At 69.9% G+C, this 14246-nt stretch carries 12 protein-coding genes; 11 read left to right on the top strand and 1 reads right to left on the bottom strand.

What is annotated here, in order from left to right:
- Positions 1–142 precede the first annotated feature (142 nt).
- Positions 143–1072 carry a LysR family transcriptional regulator gene (locus tag ACWTPI_RS20840; RefSeq protein WP_454732598.1) on the top strand — a complete coding sequence of 310 codons (930 nt, stop codon included), beginning with the start codon at positions 143–145 and terminating at the stop codon, positions 1070–1072.
- Positions 1073–1560: 488 nt separating this feature from the next.
- Here ACWTPI_RS20840 and ACWTPI_RS20835 read toward each other — a convergent pair whose 3' ends face one another.
- Positions 1561–2265, bottom strand: coding sequence for a FadR/GntR family transcriptional regulator (locus ACWTPI_RS20835; RefSeq protein WP_020205434.1), 705 nt, complete (start codon positions 2263–2265; stop codon positions 1561–1563).
- A 422-nt stretch (positions 2266–2687) separates the two neighbouring features.
- On the opposite strand from ACWTPI_RS20835, the gene ACWTPI_RS20830 reads away from it, so the two are divergent.
- From ACWTPI_RS20830 to lpdA, 10 genes are all read left to right on the top strand, one after another.
- Positions 2688–3935, top strand: coding sequence for a branched-chain amino acid ABC transporter substrate-binding protein (locus ACWTPI_RS20830; protein WP_029044129.1), 1248 nt, complete (start codon positions 2688–2690; stop codon positions 3933–3935).
- A 156-nt stretch (positions 3936–4091) separates the two neighbouring features.
- Complete coding sequence (locus tag ACWTPI_RS20825; RefSeq protein ID WP_020205436.1) at positions 4092–5033, top strand: branched-chain amino acid ABC transporter permease; 942 nt, start codon at positions 4092–4094, stop codon at positions 5031–5033.
- Between the two features lie 2 nt (positions 5034–5035).
- Complete coding sequence (locus ACWTPI_RS20820) at positions 5036–6400, top strand: branched-chain amino acid ABC transporter permease (RefSeq protein ID WP_454732597.1); 1365 nt, start codon at positions 5036–5038, stop codon at positions 6398–6400.
- A complete protein-coding gene (locus ACWTPI_RS20815) occupies positions 6397–7167 on the top strand; it encodes an ABC transporter ATP-binding protein (protein WP_454732596.1) in 771 nt (256 codons plus the stop codon). The genes ACWTPI_RS20820 and ACWTPI_RS20815 overlap by 4 nt, the downstream gene beginning before the upstream one ends.
- Positions 7164–7904 (top strand): ABC transporter ATP-binding protein, encoded by a 741-nt coding sequence (locus ACWTPI_RS20810; protein WP_020205439.1) that lies wholly within the window; start codon positions 7164–7166, stop codon positions 7902–7904. The genes ACWTPI_RS20815 and ACWTPI_RS20810 overlap by 4 nt, the downstream gene beginning before the upstream one ends.
- Positions 7901–8725, top strand: coding sequence for an SDR family NAD(P)-dependent oxidoreductase (locus ACWTPI_RS20805; protein WP_454732595.1), 825 nt, complete (start codon positions 7901–7903; stop codon positions 8723–8725). Before ACWTPI_RS20810 ends, ACWTPI_RS20805 begins: the two co-directional genes overlap by 4 nt.
- 102 nt (positions 8726–8827) lie before the next feature.
- Positions 8828–11017 carry an alpha-ketoacid dehydrogenase subunit alpha/beta gene (locus tag ACWTPI_RS20800; protein ID WP_454732594.1) on the top strand — a complete coding sequence of 730 codons (2190 nt, stop codon included), beginning with the start codon at positions 8828–8830 and terminating at the stop codon, positions 11015–11017.
- Between the two features lie 59 nt (positions 11018–11076).
- Complete coding sequence (locus ACWTPI_RS20795; protein ID WP_454732593.1) at positions 11077–11565, top strand: VOC family protein; 489 nt, start codon at positions 11077–11079, stop codon at positions 11563–11565.
- Between the two features lies 1 nt (position 11566).
- Positions 11567–12805 carry a pyruvate dehydrogenase complex dihydrolipoamide acetyltransferase gene (locus ACWTPI_RS20790; RefSeq protein ID WP_454732592.1) on the top strand — a complete coding sequence of 413 codons (1239 nt, stop codon included), beginning with the start codon at positions 11567–11569 and terminating at the stop codon, positions 12803–12805.
- 31 nt (positions 12806–12836) lie between these two features.
- Positions 12837–14216, top strand: a complete 1380-nt coding sequence (gene lpdA / locus ACWTPI_RS20785; RefSeq protein ID WP_454733984.1) for a dihydrolipoyl dehydrogenase — start codon at positions 12837–12839, stop codon at positions 14214–14216.
- Positions 14217–14246 lie beyond the last annotated feature (30 nt).

The following is a 14246-nucleotide window of genomic DNA, read 5'->3' as shown; positions in this document are numbered from 1 at the left end:
TTGCGTGACTACCTTGATGTCCGCCGGGCCTGCGGAGGGGAGTGGCCCGGATTCGCTGCACGCAGTATCCGGCTTGACATCGGGGGTGTCCAAGACCGAGTATGTCCCGATCCATACCTTTAGAGTATAGAAAGGAGGCGCCGTGGAGCTTCGCCACCTGCGCTATTTCCAGGCCGTCGCGGAAGAGCTCAACTTCACCCGCGCGGCCGAGCGCCTGCATATCGCCCAGCCGCCGCTGTCGCGCCAGATCCGCCAGCTGGAAGACGAGATCGGCACGGTGCTGCTGGACCGCTCCTCGCGCGCGGTGCGGCTCACCGAGGCGGGCCGCTTCCTGCTGGAACAGTCGCTGCAGCTCGGCCAGCGCATCGACGAGATCGTGGAAGGCACGCGGCGCATCGGCCGCAACGAGAAGCGCTGGTTCGGCATCGGCTTCGTGCCGTCGGTGCTGTACGGCTTCCTGCCCGAGCTGATCCGGCTGGTGCGCGGCTCCGACGCGGCGCTGGAGGTAGGGCTGTCCGAGCTCACCACGGTGCAGCAGCTCGAAGCGCTCAAGGCCGGCCGCATCGACATCGGCTTCGGCCGCATCGTGCTGGACGACCCGGCCATCACCCGCACCGTGGTAATGGCCGAACCGCTGATGGTGGCCGTGCCCGGCGGCCACCCCGCGCTGGCGCGCCCGCCCATGACGCCCGACCAGCTCGCCGCCCACCCGTTCGTGCTCTACCCCGCGCGCCCGCGGCCCAGCTACGCCGACCACGTGCTGGCGCTGTTCCGCACGCGCGGCCTGCAACTGCGCGTGGCGCAGGAAGCCAACGAACTGCAGACCGCCATCGGGCTGGTCGCCGCCGGGCTCGGCATCTGCCTGGTGCCGGCGTCGGTGCAACGGCTGCACCGCGACGACGTGGCCTACATGCCCATCAACGCGCCCGGCTTCACCTCGCCGGTGATGATGAGCTACCGCACCGACGACCGCTCCGCGCTGCTGGCCGAAGTGATCGCTCGCGTGGGCAAGCTGGCCGGACGCGGCGCCGAAACTGCTGCGGTGCGCAAAAAACCGCCATTTATCCCATGAACGGGTGATGCGCGCCCGCCGGCCGGTTTGGAAAGAGGAGGAGAGAAGAAACCAGAACAACAAGGACCCCGGGACAAGCACGATGTCCCCACCCCTCGCACGCCCGCGCCCCGGTCCACCACGCCCACCACGAAAACACGAGAATGCTATGTCGTGGCCGCCCAAACCGGTAACGGCAGATGCCAGAACAGGCAGTGCGCTCGCCATCATAGGTCTGACCGCGAAACCAGCAAGACTCGCAGCTTAGTGGCCGTCCGCACCGGTAACGGCAGAATGCGAACAGAACCACCGCCCCCACGACGAAACCACCAACCTCGGCAACACTGTTCGGCTCTGCCCCTGCCGGCAAGGCAGTCCGCTTTCTTGGCCTACTTTCTTTTCGGACAAAAGAAAGTAGGTCGCGCCGGGGGCGCGAAAGCCTTTGACTTTGACGTTCAGCAGTTGAAGTTAATCCTTTGACCTTGAAGCCAAAGCCTTCAACCTCCCCCTCACCCCTTCAAATACATATTCAACCTCTTAGCCGCATTCCGCAAATGCGTCTCCGCCGCCTCCGCCGCGCGCTCCGCATCCCCCGCCACGATCGCCTCGTAGATCGCCTTATGCTCGTCCTGCACCGCCTCGACGAGATTGGCGTGATGACTCTTGGTATTGCTCCTGGCCTGCCGGATCACGCGCCGCGCGCCGTGTTCGAGATGCTCGCTCAGCGCCTGGAAATGCGGGTTGTGGGTGGCCTCGACGATGGCCTGGTGAAAAGCGAAATCCTCCTCGTCGCCGAGCCGGTCGTTGGCGATCTCGTATTCCATGCCGATCAGCGCGCGCCGGATCCGCTTGAGGTCCTCGGGCGTGCGGCGCATGGCCGCGAAGCGGGTGGCGGCCACCTCGATCGTCACCAGCAGTTCCATCACCATCGCCAGCGAGTCTTTCTCGTCGATGGCCACGTCCTGCATGCGGAACGCCTGGCGCTGGCTGCGCTCGGTCACGAACACGCCGCTGCCGGCCTTGGGCGCGACCAGGCCTTCCGACTTGAGCTGCGACAGCGCCTCGCGCACCACCGCGCGGCTCACGGAAAACTGCTCGCACAGCACGCGCTCGCTCGGCAGGCGGTCGCCCACGGCGAACTCGCCCGTCTGGATCGCGTGGATCAGGCGCCTGGCGATTTCGTCTGGCAGGTGCCTGGGCTCGGGATGGAACATGGTTCCCTCCGGGCGCTGGGTCAACGGTGGCGAGGCACCGGTCACGGTCTTGTTCACTGCTTGCTCCCTGGCGTCAGCCGCCCCGCGGCTGCGCATGATTCTTGAATTGGCCTTACAGGTCAATGTAGCACGTCTTGATCGGGGTGAAACGTGCGGAATGCCCCGACACGGCGCCCGCGGCCATTTCCTACGGCTTCCCGCCAATCCAGCCTACACAACGGAAAGCGGCAATGACGACGGTTCCTTGAGGCAAGCGCCGGCTACGCCTTGGTAGAAACCCTCACAGCGCGCACTTCGCCGTTGACGGCTTCCGCGCATCTCCCTATAGTAAACCTGTCAGACCACTTTAACCACAGGTCAGACCGCCACGGCGGACCCATCCCAGCGGCCCCGGACGATCCCAACAAGATAAGGAGACACTCATGAGCGGTAGCCGCATCCCCCGTCCTTTGTTCGCAGCCGCGGCGCTTTGCCTGCTGGCCGGCGCGGCATCGGCGGCGCCGGTGAAGGTCGCGCTGGTCGAGACGCTGTCCGGGCCGCAGGCCTCCACCGGCCTGATGTTCCGCGCGGCGGCGCGCTATGCGATCGACAAGATCAACGCCGCCGGCGGCTGGAACGGCGAGCCGCTGCAACTGGTCGAGTACGACAACCAGGGCGGCCCGGCCGGCGCCGCCGACAAGCTCAAGGCCGCGGTGGCGGACGGCGCGCAGATCGTCATGCAGGGCTCGTCGTCGGCGGTGTCGGGCCAGATCACCGAGGACGTGCGCAAGTACAACCTGCGCAATCCGGGCAAGGAAATCCTGTTCATGAACGTCGGCGGCGAAGCGATGGAGCTGACCGGCGAGAAGTGCCACTTCTACCATTTCAAGTTCGCCACCAACGCGCAGATCCGCGTCAAGGCGCTGGTCGGCGCCATGAAGCCGCTGCACGCGCTGGGCACGCGCGTGTACGCGATCAACCAGAACTACTCGTGGGGCGCCGACATGGAGAAGGCGACCATCGACTACGCCGGCCCCGGCGGCTACACGGTGGTGGAGAAGACCCTGCACGACGTCAACAAGGTGCAGGACTTCTCGCCCTACGTGGCCAAGATCGCCGCGGCCAAGGCCGACAGCGTCATCACCGGCAACTGGTCCAACGACCTGCTGCTGCTGATGAAGGCCAGCAAGGCCGCCGGGCTGAAGACGCGCTTCGCCACGGTGTTCCTCGACCAGCCCGGCAACATCGGCAACGCCGCCGACGTGGCGCTCGGCCACTTCGTCGCCCATCCGTTCAACGCCGAGGCCAGCGGCGCCGACAGCGAGCGCTTCGCCAGCGACTTCAAGGCCAGGCAGGGCCACATGCCCGCCTACATCGAGCCGCAGACCGTGTTCGCGGTGGAGATGCTGGGCGAGGCCCTCAAGACGGTCAAGCCCGAAGGCGGCAAGCTCAACACCAGCGCGCTGGCCAAGGCGCTCGAAGCGGCCCGCATCAAGACCTCGATGGGCGAGATGAGCATGCGCGCGGCCGACCACCAGGTGCTGCTGCCGATGGTGGTGTCGGAAGTCTCCAGGGACGCCAGGTTCAAGGTGGACGGCACCGACATGGGCTTCAAGCCGGTCAAGACCTTCTCCGCGGCCGAGGCCGCCACGCCGCCGCAGGCCAGCTGCAAGATGCAGCGCCCCGGCTGATCCGCCGCCTTCGCCCGGCACTCCGCCAGCACCACGCCAGCACCACACCAGCAAGACCGGCCCGGTTCCCGCCCTCCCGGCGCGGACCGGGCCGGACGCGGCCGGCCGCATCGCGCACCGCCGCGCGCCGCACCGGCTCGTTCCAAGGAAGCCTTCATGGAATATCTCATCGTCTCACTGCTCAACGGCGCCATCTACGGCCTGCTGCTGTTCATGGTGTCGGCAGGGCTGACGCTCATCTTCGGCATGATGGGCGTGCTCAACTTCGCCCACGCCTCGTTCTACATGCTGGGTGCCTACTTCGCCTACGCGCTGCAGGGCACGCTCGGCTTCTGGCCCGCCATCGTGGTCTCGCCGGTCCTGGTCGGCCTGGTCGGGGTGGCGGTGGAGCGCTTCTTCCTGCGCCGCGTGCACCACCACGGCCACGCGCACGAGCTGCTGCTGACCTTCGGCCTGTCGTTCATCATCGCCGAGCTGATCAAGCTGTTCTTCGGCAACTTCCCGGTGGACTACCGCATCCCGGCGGCGCTGGACTTTGCCGCGTTCCGGCTGGGCGCCTCGGCCTATCCGTTCTACCGCGTGTTCATGGGCGCCATCGCGCTGGCCATGTTCGCCGTCATCTACCTGCTGCTCACGCGCACGCGGGTCGGCATCGTGGTGCGCTCGGCCATCTACAAGCCGCGCATGGCCGAAGCGCTCGGCCACAACGTGCCGCTGGTCTTCATGGGCGTGTTCGGCATCGGCGCGGCGCTGGCGGGCCTGGCCGGCGCGGTGGCCGGCGCGTTCTACACCACCAACCCCAACATGGCGCTGGAGCTCGGCGTGATGGTCTTCGTGGTGGTGGTGGTCGGCGGCCTCGGCTCGCTCGGCGGCGCCATGCTGGCGTCGCTGCTGATCGGGCTGATCACGTCGTTCTCGGTCGGCATCGACCGCAGCCTCGCCGACCTGCTCGCGCTGGTTGGCGCGGGCGCCTGGGCCGAGGACGTCGGCGGCCTCTTGACCCTCAAGCTCTCCAGCCTGGCCGGGACCATCCCGTTCGCGCTGATGCTGCTGATTCTGCTGGTGCGTCCGTCCGGGCTGATGGGCGAGAAGGAGTAAGCATGACCCAAGTCCCCCATTCCCCGCGCCTGCCGCGCGCCACGCCCGCCACGCACGCCGCGCCCGCCCCCCGGCTGTCGCCGGCGCAGAAGATCCTGCTGCTGCTCGGCACCGCCGCGCTGGTGGCGCTGCCGCTGGTGCTGTCGCCGTCGCTGGTCAACGCCTCGATCCAGATGCTGATCGCGGTGCTGTTCGCCGCCGCCTTCAACCTGCTCAGCGGCCAGGGCGGCATGCTCTCGTTCGGCCACGCGGCCTACTTCGGCATCGGCAGCTTCGCCACCGTGCACGCCATGAACGCCTTCGGCGGCAACGGCCTGCTGCCCACCCCGCTGCTGCCGCTGGCCGGCGGCGCGATGGGCCTGCTGGCCGGGCTGGCCGCCGGCTGGTTCGCCACCAAGCGCACCGGCGTCTACTTCGCCATGATCACGCTGGCGCTGGCCGAGCTGCTGCATTCGCTGGCGCCGCACCTGAAGGGCTGGTTCGGCGGCGAGGCCGGCCTGTCCACCATGCGCATGCCGGCGTGGGGCCTGAGCTTCGGCGACAGCAACCAGGTCTATTACCTGACGCTGGCCTGGGTGCTGCTGTCGCTGGCGCTGCTGTACCTGTTCACGCTCACGCCGGTGGGGCGCCTGACGCTCGGCCTGCGCGAGAACGCCAACCGCCTGCGCTTTCTCGGCTACGACACGCACCGCCTGGGCGTGCTGGTGTTCGCGGTCTCGGCCATGTTCGCCGGCATTGCCGGCGCGCTGCAGGCCATCAACATGGAGGCGGCCAACTACGTGGTGTTCGAGTCCTCGGCCTCGGCCGCGGTGGTGCTCAACAGCTATATCGGCGGCGTGAAGCTCTTCCTCGGGCCGGCGCTGGGCGCGGCGGTGATGACGTTCTTCGGCTACGCGGTGTCGGACCTGACGCGCTCGTGGCTGCTGTACCAGGGCATCGTGTTCGTGCTGGTGATGCTGTTCATGCCCACCGGCCTGGCCGGGCTGATCCAGTCCTTCGTCGCCCACGGCAAGACCTACGGCCTGCGCGCGCTGCTGCCGGTCACGCTGGCCTATCTCGTCGGCACGCTGCTGCTGGCCTGCGGCACGGTGTTCACGGTGGAGATGCTGCAGCGCTTCTTCTCGCAGGACTACCGCTCGATGGCTTCCCTCAACGGCGGCGCCGGCTGGCCCGCGATCCCGCTGTTCGGCCGCGAGTGGGACCCGGTCTCGCCGCTGACCTGGCTGGTGCCGGCGGCGCTGCTGCTGGCCGGCATCGCCACGGCGCGGCTGGCCAACGGCCGCTGGCTGCGGCTGAAGGAGGCCGCGCCCGCCGCCGGGACGGAAGCCGCCGGCGCCGCCACCACCGCCCGGAGGACCCCGGCATGAGCACGCGCATGAACACCGAACCGATCCTTTCCCTGCGCGGGCTGCGCAAGTCCTTCGGCGACATCGACATCATCCGCGGCGTGGACCTCGACCTCGCCGGCGGCGAGCGGCATGCGCTGATCGGCCCCAACGGCGCCGGCAAGTCCACGCTGTTCCACCTGATCTCCGGGCGCCTGCCGCTCACGCACGGCGAGATCGTGCTGGGCGGCGAGCCGATCCAGGGCCTGTCGCCGCAGCAGATCAACCACCGCGGCCTGGCGCGCTCGTTCCAGATCACCAACATCTTTGCCGGCCTGAGCGTGTACGAGAACCTGCGCCTGGCCGTGATGCGGCGCCACGGCCTGCAATACACGCTGTGGAAATTCGCCCACAAGCTGCGCGCGGTGCGCGACGAAACCATGCACCTGCTCGGGCAGGTGCGGCTGGCCGCGCGCGCGCAGGACACCGCCGGCGAGCTGTCGTACTCGGAGCAGCGCTCGCTGGAGATCGCCATGACGCTGGCCTCGGACCCCAAGGTCATCATGCTCGACGAGCCGATGGCCGGCATGTCGCAGGAAGAGACCGACTACACCGCCGGCCTGATCCGCGAGATCGCGCAGGGCCGCACGCTGCTGATCGTGGAGCACGACATGGACGTGGTGTTCGCGCTCAGCGACCGCATCAGCGTGCTGGTCTACGGCGAGATCGTGGCCACCGGCACGCCCGACGAGATCCGCAACAACGCCCGCGTCAAGGAAGCCTACCTGGGCGAGGAGGTCAGCGTATGAGCACGCCATCCATGCAGAACGAGAGCGGCGCCCCGCTGCTCGCCGTGCAGGGCCTGCACGCGCACTACGGCAAGAGCCACATCCTGCACGGCGTGGATTTCCACGTCGGCCACGGCGAGGTGGTCAGCCTGCTGGGCCGCAACGGCTCGGGCCGCTCCACCACGCTCAAGGCCATCATGGGCCTGGTGCCGCCCAGCGCGGGCGAGGTCAGGCTGCGCGGGCGCGACCTGGCCGGCGCGCAGTCCTACGCGATCTGCCGGCGCGGCATCGCCTACGTGCCGGAGGAGCGCGAGGTGTTCGCCAACCTGAGCGTGGACGAGAACCTGCGCATGGGCGAGCAGCGCGCCACCGAAGGCGCGCCGCAATGGACGCTCGAGCAGATGTTCGACTACTTCCCGCGCCTCAAGGAGCGCCGCAACACCAAGGCCGGCAGCCTCTCCGGCGGCGAGCAGCAGATGCTGACCATGTGCCGCTCGCTGCTGGGCAACCCGCTGGTGATCCTGATCGACGAGCCCACCGAGGGCCTCGCGCCCAAGATCGTGGCGGTGGTCGGCGAGGCCATCCAGGACATCCACCGGCGCGGCGTGTCGGTGGTGCTGGTCGAGCAGAAGCTCGCCATCGCGCTGAAGGTCTCCAGCCGCGTCTGCGTGATGGGCCACGGCCGCATCGTCTACGAAGGCACGCCCGCGCAACTCACTTCCAATACCCAACTTCTGAAGGACTGGCTAGCCGTATGAGCACCTCTTTGCCGACTGGATACCCCAACGCGCAACCGTTCGCGCGCGCCACCTACCCCGGCCTGGCCGGCAAGGCCGTGCTCAACACCGGCGGCGCCAGCGGCATCGGCCGCGCGATGGCGCACGGCTTCGCGCGCCACGGCGCGCGGCTGATGCTGCTGGACCTGGACGCGGACGGGCTGGCCACCACCCGCGCCGAGCTGGAAGCGGCGTATCCGGAAGCCCAGGTCGATACCGTGGTCGCCTCGATCACCGACCCCGACGCCGTCGAGCGAGCCTGCGCCGCCACCGAGGCGCGCTTCGGCCGCATCGACATCCTGCTCAACAACGCCGGCATCTCGATGAACAAGCCCGCGCTGGAACTCACGCCAGAGGACTGGCGCCGCGCCATCGACATCGACCTGTCCGGCGTCTTCTACTGCGCGCAGGCGGCGGCGCGCCGCATGGTGCGCCAGGGCGGCGGCAACATCCTGAGCACCGCCTCGATGTGGGGCCTGGCCTCGTCGGCGCGGCGCCTGGCCTACTGCGCGGCCAAGGCGGGCGTGGTCTCGCTCACCAGGTCGCTGGCCGCCGAATGGGCCGAATACAACATCCGCGTCAACGCGGTGTGCCCCGGCTACACCAGCACCGCGCTGATGGAAACGCTGCTGGCGCGCGGCGCCATCGACGGCGAGGCGCTGCTCGCGCGCACGCCGCTGCGGCGCTTCGGCTCGCCCGACGAGATGGCCGAGGTGGCGCTGTTCCTGGCCTCGGACTCGGCCGCCTTCATCACCGGCCACGCGCTGGTCTCCGACGGCGGCTGGACCGCGGACGGCTTCTGAACGGCGCGCGGCGCCACCTCCCGCACACGACACCGCACGCGACACCGCACACGACACCGAACACAACACGGCCGGCCACGACCGGCAACCGAGGATTCTCAAATGTCTGAACGTAGCGCCCTGCGCCCCGCCGCCGAATGGGTGGAACTGCGAGCCACCGACGAAGACTGGGCCCGCGCGGACCCGGCCCTGCTCGGCACGCTGCTGAGCCACCTGCACCTGATCCGCGGCTTCGAGGAAGCCGTGCTCGAACTCGCCGCCGAAGGGCTGGTCCACGGCCCGGCGCATTCCAGCATCGGCCAGGAAGGCGGCGCCGCGGGCTCCATCGTGCCGCTGACCGGCGCCGACCAGATCAACGGCTCGCACCGCGGCCACCACCAGTTCCTGTCCAAGGCGCTGGGCTACCTCGCGCCCGGCGGCATTGACCCGCGCGCGCCGCTGGCGGATGGCGTGCAGACGCTGCTGCAACGCACGCTGGCGGAAATCCTCGGCCTCGCGCAAGGCTACTGCAAGGGCCGCGGCGGCTCCATGCACCTGCAGTGGGCCGAGGCCGGGGCGCTCGGCACCAACGCCATCGTCGGCGGCGGCGTGCCGATGGCGGCCGGCGCGGCGTGGTCGCACCGCCATGCCGGCACCGACGCGGTGGCCATCACCTACTTCGGCGACGGCGCGGTCAACATCGGCTCGGTGCTGGAGACCATGAACCTGGCCGCGGCGTGGAAGCTGCCGCTGTGCTTCTTCATCGAGAACAACCGCTACGCGGTCTCCACCACGGTGGAAGAGTCCACCGCCGAGCCGCGCCTGTCGGCGCGCGGCATGGGCTTCAACATCCCGAGCTGGAAGGTCGACGGCATGGACCCGCTGGCGGTCTGGCTGGCCACGCAGGAAGCGCTCGCGCACATGCGCGCCGGCCGCGGCCCGACCGTGATCGAGGCGGACCTGTACCGCTTCTTCCACCAGAACGGCCCGTTCCCGGGCAGCGCCTTCGGCTACCGCAGCAAGGAAGAAGAACAGCAATGGCGCGCGCGCGACCCGCTCGACCTGATGGCGCGCCGCATGCAGGAGCGCAGGCTGATCAGCGCCGACGAGATCGCCGCGCTGCGCGAGCGCGTGCGCCAGGCCATGCGCGAAGCCGCCGCCGCGCTGACCGAGGCCGACCCGTCCGGCAAGGCCGGCAAGCGCCGCATCCGCCCCGAGCTGTGGCCGAGCCCGGATTTCCGCGACGTGGGCATCCGCGGCGACCTGTCCGAGCTGGAAGGCCTGCGCTGCGAGGAAGAAGCAGGCTTCGCCGGCAAGCTCGCACCGCGCAAGTTCATCGACGTGGTGGCCGACGTCATGCACCGCCGCATGGAGACCGATGCGTCCGTGGTGGTGATGGGCGAGGACGTGCACCGCCTCAAGGGCGGCACCAACGGCGCCACGCGCGGCCTGCGCGACAGCTTCCCCGAGCGCGTGCTGGGCACGCCGATCAGCGAGAACGCCTTCGTCGGCCTCGGTGGCGGGCTGGCGCTGGACGGCCGCTACAAGCCGGTGGTGGAGTTCATGTACCCGGACTTCATGTGGGTGGCGGCCGACCAGGTCTTCAACCAGATCGGCAAGGCGCGCCACATGTTCGGCGGCCAGAGCGACGTGCCGCTGGTGCTGCGCACCAAGGTGGCAATGGGCACCGGCTACGGCTCGCAGCACTCGATGGACCCGGCCGGCATCTTCGCCACCAGCCCGGGCTGGCGCATCGTGGCGCCGTCCACGCCGTTCGACTACGTGGGCCTGATGAACACCGCGCTGGCCTGCAAGGACCCGGTGCTGGTGATCGAGCACGTCGACCTGTACAACGCCACCGGCGTGGGTCCGGTCGAGGACTTCGACTACCACCTGCCGGTGGGCAAGGCCGCCGTGCGCCGCTGCGGCGCGGAGCTGACCGTGCTCACCTACCTGTCGATGGTCGGCCACACGCTGGAAGCGGTGGAGCAGACCGGCATCGACGCCGAGGTCATCGACCTGCGCTGGCTGGACCGCGCCAGCCTGGACTGGGACACCATCGGGCAGAGCATCCGCAAGACCAACAACGTGCTGATCGCCGAGCAGGGCGCGCGCGGCACCTCCTATGGCGGCTGGCTGGCCGACGAGATCCAGCGCCGCTTCTTCGACTGGCTGGACCAGCCGGTGCAGCGCGTGAGCGGCGCGGAAGCCGCGCCCAGCATTTCCAAGGTGCTGGAGCGCGCCGCCGCCGCCCGCACCGAGGAAGTGGCCGAAGGCCTGCGCCAGGCCATGCGCGACAAGGGCGCGGCCTGAGCGCCGCCGCCCGGTACCCCGAGCACACCGAACACGCCAGACACAGCAAAGGAATTCCGATGAGCCTGAACATGATCGTCCCCCTGGAGGTCGGCATCGCCGTGCGCGACCTGCCGCGCATGCGCCGCTTCTACGAGCAGGTGCTGGGCCTGACCTTCGTCAGCGAAGTCGCCGTGCCCGCCGACAAGGCCGCGCAGGCCGCCATGCACGCGGCCGGCTATACCGCGGTGCGCCTGCAGACGCCCTACGGCGAACGCATCAAGCTGCTCGCGCCGGCCCAGGCGCCCGCGCCCGAGGCCGCGCCCGCCTACATCCTCGACAAGGCCAACGCCACCTATCTCACCTTCATCGTGGCGGACATCCAGGCCGTGGTCGACAAGCTGCTGGCCGCCGGCGTGGAATTCCTCACCGGCCCGCAGCGCGTGGAAGTGCGCCCCGGCACCTACCTGGCCTTCTGCCGCGACCCCGAGGGCAACGTGCTCGAGATCGTGCAATACGCGGACATCGCGGCCTACCGCCCCGACCTGCACCAAGCGAGGACCGCCTGACATGGCCACCCTGTTGCGCATGCCCGAGGTGGCGGCCAATGCCACCCACGCCACGCTGCAAGCGTGGACCAGGAACGAAGGCGATGCCGTGGCCGTGGGCGACTGCATCGCCGAGATCGAGACCGACAAGGCCGTGGTCGAGCTCAACGCCGACACCGCCGGCGTGCTGGGCCGCCGCCTGGTCGCGGCCGGGCAGGACGTGGAAGTCGGCGCGCCGATCGGCGTGCTGCTCGCCGGCGGCGAGACCGGCGTGGACGTGGGTGCGCTGATCGCCGCGGCTGGCGGTGCGCCGGCATCGCAGGCGGAGGCGCCAGCGGAAACCGCCCCGCCCGCCGCTGTCGACGTTGCTGGCGGCAACGCAACGCAGGCCGCCCGCGTCTTCGCCAGCCCGCTGGCGCGCCGGCTGGCCGCGCAGCGCGGCCTCGACCTCGCCGCGCTGCGCGGCAGCGGGCCGAACGGCCGCATCGTCAAGCGCGATGTCGAGCAGGCCGCGGCGGTTCCCGCGCCCGCGAGCGCGCCCCCGGTCGCGCCGCAGGCGCAGGCCAACACACCGGCCACCGCCGCGTTCACCGAGATCCCGCACAGCAATATGCGCCGCACCATCGCGCGCCGGCTGGGCGAGAGCAAGTCCACCATCCCGCATTTCTACCTCACGGCGGACTGCCGCATGGAGCGCCTGCTGGCGCTGCGCGCGGAGATCAACGCCGCCGCGCCGCGCAAGATCTCGGTCAACGATTTCGTCGTGCGCGCCGTGGCCGTGGCGCTGCGCGAAGTGCCCGCCGCCAACGTCGGCTGGACCGACGCGGCCATGCGCCAGTACCACCAGGCCGACATCGCCGTGGCGGTCTCCACCGACGCCGGGCTGATCACGCCCATCGTGCGCGCGGCCGACCAGAAGCCGCTGTCGCGCATCAGCGAGGAAATCGCCGACCTCGCCGCGCGCGCGCGCGCCTCGCAACTGCGGCCCGAGGAATACCAGGGCGGCAGCTTCAGCGTGAGCAACCTCGGCATGTTCGGCGTGTCCGAGTTCTCCGCCATCATCAACCCGCCGCAGGCCGCCATCCTCGCCGTGGGCGCCACGCAGGCGGTGCCGGTGGTCGAGGACGGCGCGCTGCGCGCGGGGCAGGTGATGCGCTGCACGCTGTCGGTGGACCACCGCGCCATCGACGGCGCGCTGGCCGCGCAGTGGCTGGCCGCGTTCAAGCGCCTGCTGGAAAACCCGCTGGCGATGCTGATCTGAGGACCGCGACGTGGACAATGCCTCGTTTGACATGATCGTGGTCGGCGGCGGGCCGGGCGGCTACGTGGCCGCCATCCGCGCCGCGCAGCTCGGCATGAAGACCGCGCTGGTGGAGAAGGCGCAACTGGGCGGCATCTGCCTGAACTGGGGTTGCATCCCGACCAAGGCGCTGCTGCGCTCGGCCGACGTGCTGCGACTGGTGCGGGACGCGGCCGCCTACGGCATCAAGGTGGCGGCGCCGGCCGCCGACCTGCCCGCGATGGTGGCGCGCTCGCGCGCGGTGGCCGCGCAGCTCAACAAGGGCGTGACGGGCCTGATGAAGAAGAACGGCGTGACCGTGCTCACAGGCCACGGCCGCCTCGCCGGCAAAGGCCGGCTGGACATCACCGCGCCGGATGGCAGGACGCGCACGGTATCGTCCGCGCACATCGTGCTCGCCACCGGCGCGCGCGCGCGCCAGTTGCCCGCGCTGCCCGCCGACGGCAAGACCGTGTGGAGCTACCGCGAGGCGCTCGCGCCGCCGGCGCTGCCGCGGCGCATGCTGATCGTGGGCGCCGGCGCCATCGGCATCGAGTTCGCCAGCTTCTACCACGCGGTCGGCGCGCACGTGACGGTGATCGAAATGGCGGACCGCATCCTGCCGGTGGAAGACGCCGACATCTCCGCGCAGGTGGCAGGCAGCCTGGCGCGCGACGGCATCGTGCTGCATACGTCCACCGGCATCGCGCAGGCCGAACGCGCCGGGGCCGGCTGGACGGTCACGCTGCAAGGCGGCAAGCCGGATGGCGCGAAGATCGAGGCCGACGTGGTGCTGGTGGCCGCCGGCATCGTCGGCAACGTGGAGGGCATCGGGCTGGAGAACACCGCGGTCAAGGTCGAGAAGACGCACATCGTCACCGACGGGTTCGGCCGCACGGCGGAGCCCGGCGTCTACGCCATCGGCGACGTGGCCGGCCCGCCGTGGCTCGCGCACAAGGCCAGCCACGAAGGCGTGATCTGCGTGGAGCACATCGCCGGGCTGCAGCCGCACGCGCTCGACCCCGCTCGCATTCCGGCCTGCACCTACAGCCATCCGCAGGTGGCCAGCGTGGGCCTGACCGAGGCGCAGGCGCGCGCGCGCGGCCACCAGATCCGGGTCGGCAAGTTCCCGTTCGCCGCCAACGGCAAGGCCATCGCGCTGGGCAGCACCGGCGGGCTGGTCAAGGTGGTGTTCGACGAAGGCAGCGGCGAGCTGCTCGGCGCCCACATGGTCGGCGACGAAGTCACCGAGATGATCCAGGGCTACGCCATCGCGCAGACGCTGGAAACCACCGAGGCCGACCTGATGGCCGCCGTGCTGCCCCACCCCACCATGTCCGAGGCCATGCACGAAGCGGTGCTGGCGGCCTACGGGCGCGCGCTGCATATCTGAAGCCGCGCCGCATTCCTGGAGAGACAAAGC

It is taken from the genome of Cupriavidus ulmosensis (assembly GCF_977008105.1).
The sequence above is the reverse complement of the archived record's forward strand: the minus strand, read 5'-3'. Positions and strand labels throughout refer to the sequence as shown.